Genomic DNA, 16,819 nt, shown 5'->3' on the forward strand with positions numbered 1-16,819 from the left:
ACCACTAACCACTAATCACTAATCACTAACCACTAATCACCAACCACTGTGAGGAGTTCAAGGGCTTTATCGAGCTGTTCGTCACGGCCTTCGCGGATCCCCTTGATGGTTGGCTCAAGCCGAATTGTGGGATGGATTCCAACGCCGTGGTGTGGAGACCCGTCGTGTTTAACCACTTTCATTCCGGTCCAGCTTATTCGGTAATCGCCAGGGAGTTTAAAGGGATTCACATTGCCGTTGGTGCCTGCCGTCGGCGTTCCAATGATTTCACCAAGTTTGTAGGCTTCGACAATTCCCAGGCAGGATTCAGCGTAACTGATGGCACGTCCGTCAGTTAAGAATACTTTCTTGGCGGAAACATATGGTGCGAGCGGTGGGAGATTCCAGCGGCCTGCCTGATCAAAGCTGGTCATGTTTTGGTGGTCAGGTGTGGATACCAGCGGGACCATCCACCGGGCGGATTCGATTGGTTTTTCAACCAGATGTTGAAGCACCAGCGGTGAAAAAGTCGGATACCCGCGAAAGTCAAAGATCACACCTTTGGCCTGGGTCAGTTGTGGAAGGGCTTTCTGAAAATCAGTGTCGGTGATTCGTCCAACATCAATGTAGAAAATCCCTGGCTTGATCTCATTGAGCCCTGGAGGCCGGGTTTCCTGGATTCTTTGATCTGGTACGTTGAAGGTGAGTGTCAGGGAACTTGTCGAACCATCTGCCCGGCGGAAGGCAAGTTGCACTGACGTATTGATCTTGCCCGTCAGGAGATTCCGCAAGGCAATAAACCGTTTCCACTGCGGTGTTGCGCCAGAGATACATTGTTCCTGGTCCAGGAGGACGTGCGGTGCTGGTTTTCCATTCACTGATTCAACAATATCGCCACGTCTGACTTTGTCAGCTATCTCGGCACCAACTTCGGTCACCACCAGTTGATTTTCAACCCAGCCCCAAAGCAATGGAAGGGTTCCGTCTGACAATCCTCCCATTCGAACGCTGCCATGGCCATCCTGAAGTCGTGCCACCATCCGTCGCAATGTCATCAAAAATGCCTGACGGTCCTGATCGGTCGCGGCGGCCTTCAGCATTTCAGGCAAAACGGCCAGCCAGTCCGTTTGAACGACATCAAAATAGGGGTAAAAGTGTTGGAAGATGTTCCAGGCCAGGGCCACGTCAGCCAGTCGCGTTGCCCGGTCATCACCGGTAAATCGTTCCAGTGAAACTGGTTGTGAAACAGCGGGTGCTTTCAATGGAAGCGTTTTTTTCCCGATTGCAAAGACACTGATTGGGATCGAAACCGAAATACCGTTTCCCAAATCAGCCACAAATGGTTGAGCCGGGGCCGCCACCTCTTTGGGGAGTTCTCCTTTTACAATCGGGTGATAGGCCCGGAGGCTGTCATACACGCCGTTGGACTCTCCTCCTTTTGTGACCCGGCAGCCACGGTGATACCAGGTGACAACGTGCTCAGGTACTGTTCCAGAGGGAGGGAATTTCAATTCAGCCGGCAATGGTGGTTTTTTGCCGGTCTGATAGATTTGAACGGTTGGGGCAATCGGTGAAAACAGATCGGTGAGTTGACGAATCAGCGCTTTGGAATCTTTGGCTGATTCAATCTTGCGAATTCCCTGAACTGCAAAATCGTCCCAATCAATCTGAGCTGCCTGGTCGGCTGGATGAAAATAGCGAACATACCCAAGCACGCGACTGAAGGTCGTGACATTGCGTATCCCCTGTTCCGTCAATGGTCGAGCTGGCTCTTTATGCAAAGTGAGGACGCCCAGCTCCGTGATTGAAACATCATCAAGCCAGACGGAAGTTCGATCAAAAACAATGACACCAAAATTGAGAACTTCGGCATCGTCATCAATATCGGCGATGATTTCAAAATAATTCCAGTCCTGAGCCAGAATCGGACGGTCCTGCATGTTGTCAAAAAAGCCTGGAAGTTTCGTGGTTCGATCAACCCGAAGCCAGAGTTGCGCCCGTCCATAGGCATCTTCCGACCTGACCCTGACCGCAGCGCGGAATTTAATCCGTTTCCCGCGAAAGGGAAGCGCCTCCACGGCCTGCATCAGATTTCCAAAAATATTTTCTTTGGGTTGGGTGGTTGGGTCAAACTTGAGTAAAGCACTGTATTTGCCGGTTTTTCGCTGTGTTTCATCCCGGTGGACCTGATACCCGAATCCAACCGTTGGCGACCCCCAACCGGTTGGAACTGAGGATTTTGAGTCAGCTTCAAAATCCAGATTGGTTGGTGTGGGTTGAGCCGCCTCCAGTTTGACAAAGCTTTTTGGTGGAGTCTGAGCCAAAACCTTCGCCGGATAGATTTCCCAAAGGAGCGAGTGAATCAAAAGAATACCCATTACAATTCCATTGATCCTGGCCATCGTTGAGGCACGAGTTGTCTGAAAGCAAGGCACAACATTGGTCGTCATTGTTTGTAATTCCCTGAAATAAGAGGGGATGAGGGTGTTTGGCCGAACCATGATACTCTGACTGAACTTGAAATCAGAGGTCAAGCCCATTTCAATTTCGATTTTCAGAAAAAGGTTCAGGTTCAGAGTAACGCCTTCAGGCGTGAGAAGTGCCGGGTGGGACACAAGAAAAATCTCTCGTCTGAAGACGATACTCTGAACCTTTTTCTGAAATGCTATAGAAGACATTGGGCTATGGGCCCCAGCCCGATGTCTTCAGCCCGACTTCTTCGTGAACTGGAGAACAAATGTGTTGGACCTGGCGCCATTGATCGTGACGATGATCTGATTGGCGCCGACCTGCAGGTTGAGTTTCTTTGGGTTTCCTTTCAGCGTCAGTTGAGTATCGGTCTGACTTTTTATTTTTTTGCTGACGTTGCTTCCATTGATGGTCACCATCGCGCCGCTGGTACCAAACCCCGACCCGGTCAGTGTCAGCATGGGTTTTTCATACCGGGCATCAATAATGGTTACTTGTGGTTGAGGAATCGCAATTCCTTTGATGGCACGAATCGCATCATTGCCCGTGTCGGTAAAAAACACCACTCCGGATCGGTCAACCGTGATTCCAAATGGATTCCTGATGGCAGCGATCACCGCAGGCCCACCATCGCCGGAATATCCATCACTCCCAGTCCCGGCAGCGGTGGTGATGATTCCAGTCTTCGAATCTACACGGCGGACACGATGGGCTTCCCGTTCGGTCAGAAACAGATTGTCTTCGGCATCCAAAGCCAGGCCAAACGGATTTCCAAGGACGGCCTGGGTGGCTGGACCGCCGTCTCCACCTTCTGCTTCTGGTCCACCCGCGACGGTGGTGATGATTTGAGTTGTTGCATCAACCCGCCGAATACAGTTATTGAGCGTATCGGCGATAAACAGATTTCCAGCCCGGTCAAGCGCCACGGCGGCTGGCTCAAACAAACTGGCATTGATGGCCAGTCCGTTGTCACCTGAAAAGCCTGCCTCCCCGTTTCCAGCTACGGTCGAGATGATGCCGGTGCGACCATTGACTTTACGGATGCGCTGGTTAAATGTGTCAGCAATAAACAGATTGCCGTTTGCATCCTCCACCACACCCGTTAGACGGTAGAGGCTCGCGCTGATGGCTGAACCGCCATCGCCGCTGAATTGAAACTGCCCGTCACCGGCAATGGTTTTGATGATTCCAGCTTCGATGCGATGAACACGCTGATTGCCGTTGTCAGCAATCAAAACCCGATTGAGCGTGTCCACCGCCACACCCATTGGGCTTAATCCAACGCTGATTGCGGGCTGGTTATCCTGCTCAAAGAAGTCTGAGCCGTTTCCAGCCACGGTTGAAATGTGCCCCGTTTGGAGGTCAAGGCGACGAATTCGATAATTGCCGTCATCAGCCACAAAGAGATTTGCCTGGGTATCAACCGCAACTCCGCCGCCAAAGAGGAAATTGATTCCGGCGCCGATAGCCGGTCCGCCGTCACCATAAAATCCCGCATTGCCACTTCCAGCCACGGTTGTAATGATGCCACCACTTTCAACCCGACGAATTCGATGATTGTACTGATCGGAAATGTACACATTTCCAGTGCCGTCAACCGCTACATTGTTGGGCAAAAAGAGGTTGGCTTCGGTGGCCGGTCCATTGTCTCCGAAAAAGCCAGCAATTCCATTGCCGATCACAGTTGAAATGATATGGGTGCTGGCACTGACCCGGCGGATGACGTGATGGTTGGAATCAGCAATCAGGAGGTTGTTTTGAGTGTCAACCGCAACATCGGTTGGGAAATCCAGACCAGCTTCGGTGGCAGGTCCTCCATCATCAAAATCAAATTGGCCATCACCGGCAAACGTGGTGATGATTTTGGAAGCCGCATCAACCCGGCGAACCCGGTTATTAAACGAATCAGCGATGAAAATATTGCCTGGTGAATCAACCGCCACGCCGGTTGGATAATACAGGCTCGCATTGATGGCGGGTCCTGAATCGCCGTGAAAAGCGGCTTCTCCATTTCCTGCCATCGTGGTGATGATGCCTGTGATTGCATCCACCCGCCGGATTCGACAGTTGATTGAATCCACCAGGAAAAGATGATTCAGCGCATCCACCGCCATTCCCATGGGTGCCGCCAGACTGGCTTCAAGAGCTGGTCCATCGTCACCGGTAAAATCCTGCGCTCCAGTTCCGGCAATGGTGGTGATGATTTGCGTTTGGGCATCAATGCGCCGGATCCGATGATTTTCGGTATCCGCAACCAGCAGATTCCCCTGGCGGTCCACCAGAATCGCGCGCGGGGTGTTGAGACTGGCACTGATGGCTGGAATGCCATCGCCGTTAAACCCGCGTGACCCATTGCCAGCCACCGTGGTGATGCCGCCCGCCGGATCAACCTTGCGAATCCGATGGTTGCGGCTATCGGCGATATACAGATTTCCAAACCCATCGGAAGCGACAAATCCTGGGTAGTTTAAACTGGCAGTGAGGGCATGGCCTCCATCGCCGACAAATCTGACTCCTCCGGCAACAGTTGTTATTTCTCCTGGTTTGAGCTCATCCAGCGGTTTGGGAAGAAACCGAAATGATCGCTGGGCAATTCCGCCTCTGGTCTGGATTGAAAGGGTGCGCAACCCAGGGGCTGTTTGGCCTGGAACCACCGGAATTCGCACCTGAGTGGCACTTTCCACGACCGCATCGCTGACCAGGCGATCCCCAACGATCACACGGCTTTCCGGGGCAAAATTCCGCCCGGTGACAATAACTTCCGAGCCTCCTTCCAGTTGATCTGAATCACGACTCAGGCTGAGAATTTCCGGTGTGCCGACGGACACCACTTTGACGGCTTCTGCTTCGGTCGGAGAACTGGCATCCAGGACAAAGCTTTCTGTTCCACGCACTTCCACGCTGGTCGCTCTTGAAAAACTTCCTGGTTGAGCCAGATTGATCAGGTCAGGAAATTCACTGGTGGGTTGAGTGATAATTTGAACCCCGGTTTGATCCACAACATAAATATTGCCGACTTCGTCAAAGCTCACTGATTGGGGCGATTGAAACATCAGATTTGCCGGCGGCTGACGCCGGATCATTCTCCGAATGGTCGTTACTTTTCCATCTCGGGTGACCAGCCGCACAACCCGGTTTCCTTCATCCGCCACGGCCAGGAGCCGGCCATCAGGACTCAGTGAAAGACCGGCTGGCCGAAAGAAGCGAGCCTCCTTTCCGCTTCCGTCAATTAGACCGCTCTGGCCTGGAGCCCCCGCGAGCAAGCGGACTTCCTGTCGGGTCAGATCCGCATAAAACAGAGCATGGTTTTCGGTGTCAGCCAGAAACAGATTGCCGCCGGTATCAAGCGCAACACCCCGTGGCCCACGAAAAACCGCATCTCGAAACGGCGTACTGTCAAGGGTCATTGTTCCTGGGACCCCTGTTCCAAGCAACCGTGTTACCTGATCCTGGAAATCAATGTGTCGAATGGCATGGTTGGCGGTATCCGCGACATACACTCCGCCCTGGACGCCATTGTCCACGGCCACTGAAGTTGGTCCGTGAAACCGGGCCATCAATCCTGGGCCATCACTATTTCCTGGCATTCCTGGTTGGCCGGCCAGGATTTGGGCGGATCCTGCCAGGCCGTTTTTTCGGTAGATCACATTTCCGAGTGGATCACTCAAATAAATTCGGCCACCTGAATCCACTTTGGTATCGCCGGGGACTTGAACACCGCTTGCCTTCCTGACTCGCACCACAGCGACAAAAACCGAGACCACATCTGTCCCTTTGCGAGCCGTAATCGTGGCAAAACCCTGTTGCACGCCGCGAACCACGCCGGTGACTTCATCTACGGCAGCAATCTCGGGACTTCCGGATTCCCAGGTCACCCCAGTTGAAATCGGTTGGCCAAGTTCATCAAGTGCGGTCAGAGGAAGCAGACTTGTTTCATTGACAACCGGGTTTTTCTCTTGAATCTGAAGCTTCCCGGTTTGTTGACGAAGACGTTGATGGTGAAGGAAAGAGAGAGAGAGATTCAATTCGGAAGAGTGAACTGAAAAAAATGGAAAGTCCTGGATTGCTGTGAGGCAACAGACAATCAGAACAGCCAGAACGGAAGTGATATTGAAGCAAACACGGTACTTCATAAGGATTACTCCATTTCTCAACCAAATCACTTTGCGAACTGGAAACAACCAGAAAGAGAGCACCCCTGGCTGGTTCCATTGTTTGCGTCCAGTTGAAAGTGATTCAGACTCGCACAGGCTGTATTGATGTCTCCTTGTCCCTGTTTGCCTGCCGGTCTCCTGGTTGCAAAAGCAGACATCCTGGCACATATGGGGCAGGGGGACGTGAGGTTCAAAGATCAAAGAGGGTTCCGGGTTCCGGGTTCCGGGTTCCGGGTTCCGGGTTCCGGGTTCCGGGTTCCGGGTTCGAAAACACCCATTACGTGTGGGAGGTGTACTGTTCAATCGTTGGGTGAATTTCCCACCTTCGAGATTTTCAACAAGGGTTGATGTAATTCAAAGCACATTGTATGCCGAACAAGGGTCCCCTGGCACCCATTCCCCTACTTTCCTTTCCTCTGAATCGAATACATTTTCTGATATTGCCAAATAATTTCTTCTGTAAATTTTTTCTCTTGAGGTCACTCAGGTTTTTCCTCTTTTTTTGGCAATCCTTTCTAAAATATCCTAACTTTAGTGCCTTCGACAGGTGTGCCCCGTCAAACCTGGTGGAATCGCACATTCTTCAAAAAACCGCGTCACGTCACCAAACCACAACTCCCATTTCAAAGAGGGGGAAATCCCATGCCGCTACTTCTGACTGAACACATACCCTCGCTGTGTCTTTCCTGGGTATTGGTTGGCTGTATGCTGTTCAACAGTTGGACAGCAAAGCCGGAAAGCCAATCCACAGTCCCAGGTCCAACATCCAAAGCTCAGGACGTCCGCCTTCCCGCCGAACCCCAAACCTTGAACCCTGGAGAAAAACACACCTACCCGCTGACGCTCAACACCAATGACTACCTGAAACTGGTGGTGGAGCAACACGGGATTGATGTGGTGGTACGTTTGATTGGGCCGGATGGAAAATTGATTCAAGAAGTGGATTCCCCTAACGGCACCCAAGGTCCAGAACCGTTGTCTTCCATTATCGAGCAAACCGGTAGCTACACACTTGAAGTAGAATCGTTGGAAAAGACCGCGCCACCGGGAAAATACGAGTTGAGGCTGGAAGCGGTGAAGCCAGCCGCCGGCGGCGGCTGGCCGGGTGGGGTAAGGAGGATTGGAGATGACCCGCAGCCGGTGGTGGCGCGTCCAAAGCGACGCTGACCACCGGCTCACCGTACTCCATCCCAACGGGGATGAAAACCAAAAAACACTTCAACCCTTCACTGGCATTACTGACTACTGACTGATTTGGAGAAAGTCAGAAACTCGCTGAGTCCGCTGCTTCCGCCAACCATTTTGTGTTGCACGGCACCTTCCATCAGATCAAACTCCAAAAGAAAACGTGAGGTTGGAACCAATGGACACAAAATGGAAACCCTATTTTTTTCTCACCATCACCACAGTGTTGATAGTTGGCTCAGTTTTGGTCATTTATAAATATCTAAGTATTGTTCCAACCCTTCCACCAGTCACATTACATAACACAACCATTACCAATTCGATGGTGGTTGAAAAAATTCAAAAGGTAGCCAAGGTGGTTTCCAGTGAAGTGACAGTCCGTGATGTTGTGACCTATGAAAATACCTGGTATGGCTCAACCAAACGCACGCTGGTGGTTGTAACCGGGAAAATAATGGGCGGAATCAATTTAGATGCTGGCTATGACGTGCGGATTGATGAAAAGGCAAAACGGATTTCGATCACGCTCCCAAAAGCGACAATTCTGGCGGTTGAAATCGGAGAGATGAAAACCTATGACGAGCAAGGTGGGTTATGGAACCCAATCACCGCCGCAGATCGGGATGCAATTTTTAAACAGGCTCGAAACCAGTTTGAGCAATCCGGGCAAACATTAAAAATCACTGAAAAGGCTCAAACAGGTGCCAAAGAGTTGTTCGAAGCGATGTTTTCAAATCAAGGGTACGGCGTGGATGTTTCGTTTCGATGATATTGTGTTGAAGACAACATAAGTGAGCTTATCAGACTCAAGAACAATGCATACTCAATCTCTTATCGCCCTGCTTGGTATTTGCTCAGATGAAAATTCTTCGTTCCGGCGCGGTGCCGCCCAGGCGCCGCCGTTGATCCGTGAGGCTCTCTTGACTGACGCTTCAAACATGTGGACTGAAACCGGAGTCAATCTGGGTGAACTTCAGGAAAAAAACCTCCTCATTGATGTCGGTGACATCGCTCCCACGCCCGGAGATGACTTTTTCGATCAGATCCAAACCACCATCCACCACCTTTTGGCCAAAGAGAGTTCCCCGATTTCCCTTGGAGGCGATCACGCGATCACGTTTCCGATCCTTCAGGGGTTTGCCCAGCATTTTTCTGAACTCACCATCCTCCACATTGACGCCCATCCAGACCTTTATGACGAACTGGGTGGCAACCGCCTTTCCCATGCCTGTCCATTTGCTCGAATTATGGAGGCTGGTCTGGCTAAACGGCTGATTCAGGTTGGAATCCGCACGCTCAATCAACATCAGCGCGAACAGGCAGCCCGCTTTGGGGTTGAAATCCACGAAATGAAGGACTGGCATCTGGGCCTGAAGTTGCACTTTGACACGCCAGTGTATGTTTCGATTGATTTGGATGGTCTCGATCCGGCCTTTGCCCCAGGCGTTTCGCATCGCGAACCCGGAGGACTTTCGACCCGCGAGGTCATTCACCTGATTCATTCTATCCCAACCCGGATCATCGGTGCCGATGTGGTTGAATACAACCCGCTGTGCGACTTTCAAGGAATGACTGCAACCGTCGCGGCGAAACTGGTCAAGGAACTGGCTGGAAAGATTTTTTTGGAGCGAAGTAGCGAAGTAGCGAAGTAGCGAAGTGCTTCAGCATTGATTCCCAGTCCTGGTCTGTCAACCCTAAAATTCTTTGTCTTTCACTACTTCGCTACTTCGCTATTTCACTATTTCACTCTGTTTTCTATTTCGCTATTTCACTCTGTTTTCTATTTCGCTACTTTGCGAAACATGACATCAGTGCGGAGCACATACTTTCGGCCCATCCCAACAGGCGCACCTTCGTGCCGCAGATAGTGATAAAAGCACAGCACCATTCCTTCTTTGGGCAGAATAGAAATATCCGGGTGCGGAAATTTGAGATCAAAGCGGGTTTCTCCGCCGACAAAATCCTCATTGAGGTACACCATCAACGTGAGCAGGCTTTCTTCTCCGTTTGGCCGACGATAACAGCCATCATAATGCGGAGCGAAAAACTGATTTTCGTCATACCGGTAAAATCGAAACCGCTTGTTAAGACCAACCGGGACACAGCCTTCAAGCTCGACTGGAATAAATGGCTTGACGCGTTCCCACAGGGTTTCGGCCAGGTCAGTATCATCAATCATCACCCGAGTATTGTTTCGAATTGACGGGCGCCGGACAAATCCGGTCGCGGTGGTAATCGGAGCATCATCAAAGCCGACACGTTCCGCTTGCTGAATAAAATCCTGGCATTCAGCCGAAGTACAAAAATGATCAATCGTCAGTATCTGATCTGGGATGAGAATCTTACATTTTGGTGAAGACATACTCTTTAGGGTTCCGGGTTCCGGGTTCCGGGTTCCGGGTTCCGGGTTCCGGGTTCCGGGTTCCGGGTTTTCGAATTCATCTAAATTTTTGAACTGGCTCAGTTGTTCACTCTTTTGCCATTTCGCTTCTTCTGACTACTCGCTACTCGCTTTGGTTCGCTACTTCGCTACTTCGCTATTTCGCTATTTCGCTTCTTCTGACTACTCGCTACTCGCTACTCGCTACTCGCTTTTAGTTCGCCCCAAACGTGGTTTCTGACTTCAAGAGAAATCAGGTTGAATATCAAATACCCAACCACCCAAACTTCAACACAACTGATCACCCCCAGTATGGTAAATCCAGGGGCTGAAAATACAGTTCCTTTTGCTATCGAAGCCAGCAACATGGCGACATTATTCAAGATAGCGAGGGCTGGCAAAAGTGAAAAAGCCAGAATGGCGATATATCCCAATTTACTTCGGTTGATGAGCGAAAGCCCATTGGAGAAAAACACAAAAAACAACAGCCCCGCATAAAAAAGGGCCTTGAGCAAGGTGATTTGGCCAACAAAAAAAGCCATCGAGAAGCGCCCAGCTTCAAGCAATCCCAATAAGATGGCATAGTTGACGCTGGTCTTCAGTTTGGCAGGCAGTGAGTCAAGAAGTTTTTCAAATTCGCTCTGTTCCATGGGTCTTTCAGTTCAGTCAACGGGAAATGGTTCATCACATTGGAGTTGGCGCTCAAATGCCACGATGTTTTGCCATAAAGCTATCGAGTGAACACCCGCATATCCGCTTTCCTGGCCATCGTTGCATTCGATGACGATCCAGTTTCCGTCAACCGTTTGGGCCACGTCAACTACGACAAAAGGAATTTCAACTTTTGAGACTGCCAGTTGGGCAACTCGGAGCGCCTCAAATTGCTCAACTTTGGTCCAGGTATACTTTGAGACCGCTGCCCAATAGGGTCCGGCACCAACACACTTGCCTTGCCACCAAAAAGTTCGAAACTCAAACGAAGGCGGGATTTTCTCTCCGGTTTGACCTGGGACTGAACGCAGTTTGACCAGTTCACGGCACACCAGCGGCTGCCAGTGCAGGATTGGATTGGTTCGGTACGCCTCCAGCATGCGTTCAAACTGTTCAGGTGAGTGAATAATTGACAAATCAGCCCGGTGACGGCTGGTCTGGCGACTTCCTTTCACAAACACTGGCCAGTCAAAATGGTGTTCAACTTCCTGGGGTGTTGGAAGTGTTGTGAAAACCACACTTCGGGGCGTCAAATCACTGATTTTTGGATACCATTCGACCAGTTCGCTGGCGAGTAAATATTGGGCTGGCGAATGAATGAGCTGGATGCCCTCTGCAAGCAACTGGTCATGGAGCTGGGCATAATTGGTGGTAACGCCAAATCTGCCGATGGCGGTAATGGGATGCGGTCGCTCCCAGGGCCGGCGACAGGCAAAAAACTGGTCAAAGGGAAAGTCATACACTTTCAATCCCGTCTCGCCGACGACCAGCCAGAGAGTTTCTTCGAGTTCAATGAGTTCAAATTGATTGAGAAGGTTCATTTGATACAATTCAGTCGTCAGTTGTCAGTCGTTCCCTACGATTCAAATCACCAGATAGCGACTTCAAACGGAAAAGGGGTCACTTCGATGAAGTGACCCCAGGTTTGATGTGTATTCAATCCTCAAAGCGGTGACAAGTCACCGCACTCCAAAGTGTTAGCGGATTTTGCTCGGGCTTCGGAAATATCCAATTCCTGAGCCAAGTCCACCATATGGCGGTTCAACCAGTTGGTAAGAAAGCGGATCAAGCGGCGTCAAGCTCCCTTGAATCCGGTTATTGGCTGTGTCTGCGACAATCAAAGCGCTGTCGGTGTCGGCGCCTCCGAGCACCGTTCCCTTGGCAACAACCACCCCTTCGGGCAATCGAACCTTGCCAAAGGTTGAGCCTACGCCAAGCAATAATGTCGCTGCGGGACCTGGGACGGTGACGACGTTGATGAAGGCAATCACCCGATTGTTACCGGTATCGGCGACATAGAGGCTGCCTTCGTCATCCACTGCAACGCCTTCTGGTGACCGCACCTGGCCTGGATTGAGACCCGACCCGGTACTGGCAAACAAGCTTGGAGTTGGTGTCGTGTCAGCCGTGGCAAACAATTGAATCCGATTGTTGCCGGTATCTGCGACATACAGATTTCTATCGGCATCAACCGCGACCCCGCGAGGACTACTGACTTTCCCAAGCGTTGAACCTGATGTGGCAATGACAACCCCAGTGCCGGGTTCACCTCCGGTAAAACGCAGGATTCGATTATTTCCCGTGTCGGCCACATAGAGGTTATCGCTCAAATCCAGAGCTAATCCTTGCGGTGCCCGGACCTGATTGGCACTTGAACCAATGGTGGCAAAGTTTTGCCACGTGCCGCCGCTGTCGGTGGTGTACTGGATTCGGTTGTTTCCAGTATCCGCCACATAGATTCGCGATCCGTCAGCATTGGCCGTGACGGCCTCCGGTCGCCTGAATTGCCCGTTGCTTGATCCGGCAGTCCCAGATGTGCCCGGAACCAGATGCCACGGGCCAACCAGATTCGGTAAGAACCGACCGCCGCCGCCTGTTGGCTCAAACACCTGCACCCGGTCATTGAGGGTATCAGCCACATAGACACGTTCTTGTTCGACCCCCTGGACGGTGACGGTAAAGCTACAGGTGGCCATATTCCCGGAGGCATCAGTGGCGGTTACGTTCACCGTGGTCGTCCCAATGGCAAAGACCGATCCCGAAGGCGGAACTGCGTCAATCGTTACCCCTGGACAGTTATCCGAGGCATCAGGTGAAAAGTCCACTGGTGTTCCCGCCCCTGAACTGGCGGGCACCACAATATCGGCGGGACAGGTGACTGTCGGTGGCTCAGTGTCATTGACAATCACATCAAAGGTACACATGGCCGATCCGCCCATTTCCGAAACAGTCACCGTGGTTGTCCCAACTGAGAAAAATGACCCGGACGGCGGGCTGGCAACAATCGTCCCGCAGGTTCCAGTGGTTGTAATTGTCGGAAAAGTCACCACCGCGCCGCACTGGCCAGCGGTGTTTGACGTCATGATGTCGGATGGGCAGGTGATCATACACCCGCCGCCACCACCGCAAGCGCCTGGCTGGGTCGTGCCGGTGCTTGTCACGCTCAGTGTATAGGGACCGCTTGGTCCGGGAGGTGTCCCACCCGTCGAGTACCCATCCACCACGATATACAGCGTTGTTCCAGCGGCGATATTGCCCACCGTCACGCTTTCAGCCACGCCGCCGACGCCCGTGTCGTCAACACACAATCCATCGGACAGGAGGCTCGAAACCGTGTTGCAATACACGATCAAAGACAAATCCTGCGCCCCGGTCGGGTCCATGGTGATGGTCAAGGTGTCGGGGTTGCCGCTCGGAAACGACATGCTGTAGACCACGTCCGGTGCCGTTCCCGTTCCGGTATAGACCGCGCCTCGCGGCAGCGACCCGCCTGGTCCGGCCCCGGTGGCAATCGTGGCACACCCGGCAGTGAGGGTTGGGCTACTGGTATCCGCCGGCAGGTTATAATCATCGGTTGCCCCAACCGTCGTGCCAGTGTCGTTATAGGGTATTGTGGTAATACAGGTCGCGGTCGCCTGGGTGTCACCACCCGCCATCGGGACAAACTTGCCTTTCGGCGCAAATCCATCCGGCAACGGTTTGACCAGCGCTTTCTCCCGTTTTGGTCGGTCGGTTGATGGATCTTGCGGCGGGACTCCCGACGCGCTTGTGAAGAAATTATACAATCGGGCGGCAGTGGGCTTGTCCCACAGCATGGCGTGGTACTTGCGCACCAGCGCCGCTGCCTGACGTGGCTCACCGCCGATCAGGTACAGCACGCACACCACCAGGGTCGTGGCGGCCAGGAGGCGGCGTTGCCAGGGGTTTAAAATGATTGGCGCTCGCTCGACTTTCTTTTTGGTTGCGCCTGGAGGTTTTCGGTACATAGAGGCTCCTTATGAGGTGAAAAGCAATCGGCCTGATTGCCTGGAGTTTTGGAGTTTTTATGTGTTGTCTAATTTTTTGTTGAATCCAGATTTTGCTTAGAACCTGGTCAAAAAGTGAGACTATGATCAAAGTCCAAGACAGCGAAAATCAGTTGACGGGAAATATTGTGCAAAGCGAGCAACCCGCTCACGTTGCTGGGCGGTCAGGACCGTTTTCCCGCGTCCGCTGACGCCCTTGTTAAAACGGTTGCTTTCACCGTCGGCTTCGGTCAGGGCAATAATGCGCCGGATATCAGAGCGGGCGGCGGTCATTCCATAAAAAGCCAGCAGGCGTTCGATGGTACCCGGTTTATCAGCGATGAGTTCTTCATAGGTCAGCCAGTGCATGGTCAGGCGATTTTCGGCTTCAGCCCGTTTCCAGGATGCCACAAACTGGAAATACCAGGGAATGGCCGTGTCAATGATCAACTCGACTTGTCGGTCTTCCGGCATCGCCCGGAATTCATCCCGGTCAAAGTAGGTGCTGAAGGTAAAGCCGGTGCGGTAGAAATCCAGCAAGCTGACGACTGAGTCATACACATTGCGGGTCAGCACCACCGGGCGAATCCCAAATGCCTGCATTAACTGGATGTTGGCCTCTGAAGCCCGGGCATGCTGCTGGGTGACAGTGTTTTCGGTCGCAAATCGGGTCAAAACCGGCAGGTCCAGTTCGTGCTCGTTTTGCAGCGACGCATACACCGCGAACATATCCTTGAAGCTTGTCAATTTGACCAGCGTGTTTTTCAGGAAGGTCGAACCGCTCTTCATCGTGCAGGTGATAAATATATGACAGCCGAGTTGATCAGGTTTCACCGCCGTCGTGTAATCCACCAGCCGCGCCGGCTTTTTCAGATAGGCCAGCGACATTGTCAGGTCAACATAATAGGAAGGACAGGGTTCAATCGAAATCGCCTTTCGAAAACACGCCAGGGCCGCTTCGTGCTGGCGCGAACGATAAAATGAAAGCCCCAGGTTATGGTAGACGCGGGCAAACGTATCGCGGAATTTGGCATCCTGCGCCATTGTCCCTGTGAGCTTGAGCGCCAGAGCTTCACGCAGATAGGGGTTAAGCGGGGTCACATCCGGCTGTTTGAGAATATCTTCAATCCGCCGCCGGTAAGCCGTCATCAGGTTGTGGGTAATCACATCATGGGCTGGAGAGGTAGGAGCGGCCAGGGGCAATGCTCTTTTAAAGAGCGTCACCGCCATTTCATAGTTGCCTTTCTTGAGTCCGTCCAGTGCCATTTCGGTCAACTGCTGCATTTGTTGAGCAGTCCGCTGGTCCTGGGGAGCAACTTTCACCTGGATGGTTTGTGGTTTGTTCATGCCTGAAACTCCTGAGCCTCACGAAAACATCACACTGAAACCTTCACCTCGGTTGCAGGTTACTCCTTCACATGTTGAAGAACGCTGGCAACCGGGATTCAGTAAACTCCAAAAGTTGTCATTAGAATAAGATGAATTCTACCTGACAATTCTGATGTAACTCGTTATAAGGAAAACTTTTACCCTGGTAAGTAAGGTGATTTTAATTGATAGGTGAAAAGACTTCCGCAAGCCTAAGCAACCCGGTGAAACCTGTCAATAAATTTCAATTCATTACACCAATTTGCAATGAAACCCTGGCATGAGCAAACAGCCAGGTAGTTCAATCAAATAAACTTAATAAACTACTGACTACTGACTACTGACTGGTATTATAGAAATCAACCTGTAAATTGACTTATTCTCAGGATCTGTTAAGTTTGATTGTTGTAATCAAACTTAACAAAGGTTGTTAACATAGATATGAGCACTCTTGGAGGAAAGAGAACCCACATCGTCATTCCTGAAGAACTGGCCTTGCAAATAGATGAAGTGGTTGGCAAACGGGGCAGAACCCGATTTATTAGTGAAGCCGTGCAACAGCAGCTTACCCGGTTACGGCAGTTGCAGGCGTTGCGGGAGGCATCTGGCGCGTGGAAAGACGCTGACCACCCGGAACTTGCCGAAGGATCAGCGGCCTGGGTACGTTCGATGCGCGATGCCGACGAGCGCCAGTTTCAGGAACTCATGCAGACGCAGGACAACTAATACCATTTTGGAATGAAGCCGTCGTATCAGAGAACAGTTAAATTATTTGATCAAATAGAGTTAGTGGACTACTGACTACAATCTACTGACTACAAACTGGTATAACCGATGACCACCTATCTTTTGGACACCTCCATCCTGATTGATGTGCTCAACCAGAAGCATAACCGGGGACAGATGCTGGAAACCCTGCTGTTGAAAGGCGACACGCTCGCTTGTTGCTCGGTCACGGTGACGGAAATCTACGCTGGAATGCGCGCGCACGAGCGCACCCACACCGACCAACTTTTGACCAGCCTGACATATTATGAAGTCACCCGGAGCATTGCCAGGGACGCCGGATTGCTGAAACGGGATTATGGCAAGCAAGGGGTCACGCTTTCTCTGCCGGACGTAACGATTGCGGCGGTTGCCATCGCGCACGGTTTGTCACTTATCACCGATAACGTCAGGCATTTCCCCATGCCCAGCCTCATGCTCTATCCCCTTCCCTCAACGCTGTGAAAACAAAAGCGCTCCCTTCCGGAGATGGTCTGACCACAAACCTATAAAAAAGGCACGGC

General features: G+C 51.7%; 12 protein-coding genes. 5 read left to right on the forward strand and 7 right to left on the reverse strand.

The genetic code is table 11. The features are described from left to right. Positions 1 to 32: 32 nt before the first annotated feature. Positions 33 to 2,429: a peptidase S41 gene (locus tag HY774_14695; GenBank protein ID MBI4749733.1), complete on the reverse strand. Its 2,397-nt coding sequence runs from the start codon at positions 2,427 to 2,429 to the stop codon at positions 33 to 35. A gap of 255 nt (positions 2,430 to 2,684) precedes the next feature. Then, entirely contained in the window at positions 2,685 to 6,581 is a 3,897-nt protein-coding gene (locus HY774_14700) for an IPT/TIG domain-containing protein (GenBank protein ID MBI4749734.1), read from the reverse strand. Positions 6,582 to 7,244: 663 nt separating this feature from the next. Between HY774_14700 and HY774_14705 the strand changes: the two genes are divergently transcribed. The 3 genes from HY774_14705 to speB all read left to right on the forward strand — a co-directional run bounded on the left by HY774_14705 (position 7,245) and on the right by speB (position 9,439). Then, positions 7,245 to 7,769: a hypothetical protein gene (locus tag HY774_14705; protein MBI4749735.1), complete on the forward strand. Its 525-nt coding sequence runs from the start codon at positions 7,245 to 7,247 to the stop codon at positions 7,767 to 7,769. Positions 7,770 to 7,965: 196 nt separating this feature from the next. Beyond that, positions 7,966 to 8,556: a DUF4230 domain-containing protein gene (locus HY774_14710; protein MBI4749736.1), complete on the forward strand. Its 591-nt coding sequence runs from the start codon at positions 7,966 to 7,968 to the stop codon at positions 8,554 to 8,556. A 46-nt stretch (positions 8,557 to 8,602) separates the two neighbouring features. Further along, the gene (gene speB, locus HY774_14715; GenBank protein MBI4749737.1) at positions 8,603 to 9,439 is read left to right on the forward strand and encodes an agmatinase; all 837 of its coding nucleotides are present in this window, start codon (positions 8,603 to 8,605) and stop codon (positions 9,437 to 9,439) included. Positions 9,440 to 9,567: 128 nt separating this feature from the next. Here speB and HY774_14720 read toward each other — a convergent pair whose 3' ends face one another. From HY774_14720 to HY774_14740, 5 genes are all read right to left on the reverse strand, one after another. Further along, positions 9,568 to 10,149 carry a 2OG-Fe(II) oxygenase gene (locus HY774_14720; protein ID MBI4749738.1) on the reverse strand — a complete coding sequence of 194 codons (582 nt, stop codon included), beginning with the start codon at positions 10,147 to 10,149 and terminating at the stop codon, positions 9,568 to 9,570. Between the two features lie 215 nt (positions 10,150 to 10,364). Beyond that, positions 10,365 to 10,817, reverse strand: a complete 453-nt coding sequence (locus tag HY774_14725; protein MBI4749739.1) for a hypothetical protein — start codon at positions 10,815 to 10,817, stop codon at positions 10,365 to 10,367. A 12-nt stretch (positions 10,818 to 10,829) separates the two neighbouring features. After that, on the reverse strand, positions 10,830 to 11,699 hold the full coding sequence (locus HY774_14730) for an ATP-grasp domain-containing protein (GenBank protein MBI4749740.1): 870 nt from the start codon (positions 11,697 to 11,699) through the stop codon (positions 10,830 to 10,832). Between the two features lie 156 nt (positions 11,700 to 11,855). Next, the gene (locus HY774_14735) at positions 11,856 to 14,144 is read right to left on the reverse strand and encodes an HYR domain-containing protein (GenBank protein MBI4749741.1); all 2,289 of its coding nucleotides are present in this window, start codon (positions 14,142 to 14,144) and stop codon (positions 11,856 to 11,858) included. A gap of 126 nt (positions 14,145 to 14,270) precedes the next feature. Continuing rightward, positions 14,271 to 15,509, reverse strand: a complete 1,239-nt coding sequence (locus HY774_14740) for a sulfotransferase domain-containing protein (protein MBI4749742.1) — start codon at positions 15,507 to 15,509, stop codon at positions 14,271 to 14,273. Between the two features lie 462 nt (positions 15,510 to 15,971). On the opposite strand from HY774_14740, the gene HY774_14745 reads away from it, so the two are divergent. Together HY774_14745 and HY774_14750 are read left to right on the forward strand one after the other, a co-directional pair. Further along, positions 15,972 to 16,256, forward strand: a complete 285-nt coding sequence (locus HY774_14745; GenBank protein MBI4749743.1) for a hypothetical protein — start codon at positions 15,972 to 15,974, stop codon at positions 16,254 to 16,256. Between the two features lie 123 nt (positions 16,257 to 16,379). Next, complete coding sequence (locus HY774_14750) at positions 16,380 to 16,760, forward strand: type II toxin-antitoxin system VapC family toxin (GenBank protein MBI4749744.1); 381 nt, start codon at positions 16,380 to 16,382, stop codon at positions 16,758 to 16,760. The last annotated feature ends 59 nt before the right edge of the window (positions 16,761 to 16,819 follow it).

This window comes from Acidobacteriota bacterium, from assembly GCA_016208495.1.
In the GTDB taxonomy this organism is placed as follows: Bacteria; Acidobacteriota; Blastocatellia; order Chloracidobacteriales; family Chloracidobacteriaceae; genus JACQXX01.

Coding starts and splice junctions, on each gene's coding strand:
- speB (MBI4749737.1), top strand. CDS start 8,603: ATGCATACTCAATCTCTTATCGCCCTGCTTGGTATTTGCTCAGATGAA.
- HY774_14710 (MBI4749736.1), top strand. CDS start 7,966: ATGGACACAAAATGGAAACCCTATTTTTTTCTCACCATCACCACAGTG.
- HY774_14705 (MBI4749735.1), top strand. CDS start 7,245: ATGCCGCTACTTCTGACTGAACACATACCCTCGCTGTGTCTTTCCTGG.
- HY774_14745 (MBI4749743.1), top strand. CDS start 15,972: ATGAGCACTCTTGGAGGAAAGAGAACCCACATCGTCATTCCTGAAGAA.
- HY774_14730 (MBI4749740.1), bottom strand. CDS start 11,699: ATGAACCTTCTCAATCAATTTGAACTCATTGAACTCGAAGAAACTCTC.
- HY774_14740 (MBI4749742.1), bottom strand. CDS start 15,509: ATGAACAAACCACAAACCATCCAGGTGAAAGTTGCTCCCCAGGACCAG.
- HY774_14700 (MBI4749734.1), bottom strand. CDS start 6,581: ATGAAGTACCGTGTTTGCTTCAATATCACTTCCGTTCTGGCTGTTCTG.
- HY774_14735 (MBI4749741.1), bottom strand. CDS start 14,144: ATGTACCGAAAACCTCCAGGCGCAACCAAAAAGAAAGTCGAGCGAGCG.
- HY774_14725 (MBI4749739.1), bottom strand. CDS start 10,817: ATGGAACAGAGCGAATTTGAAAAACTTCTTGACTCACTGCCTGCCAAA.
- HY774_14695 (MBI4749733.1), bottom strand. CDS start 2,429: ATGACGACCAATGTTGTGCCTTGCTTTCAGACAACTCGTGCCTCAACG.
- HY774_14720 (MBI4749738.1), bottom strand. CDS start 10,149: ATGTCTTCACCAAAATGTAAGATTCTCATCCCAGATCAGATACTGACG.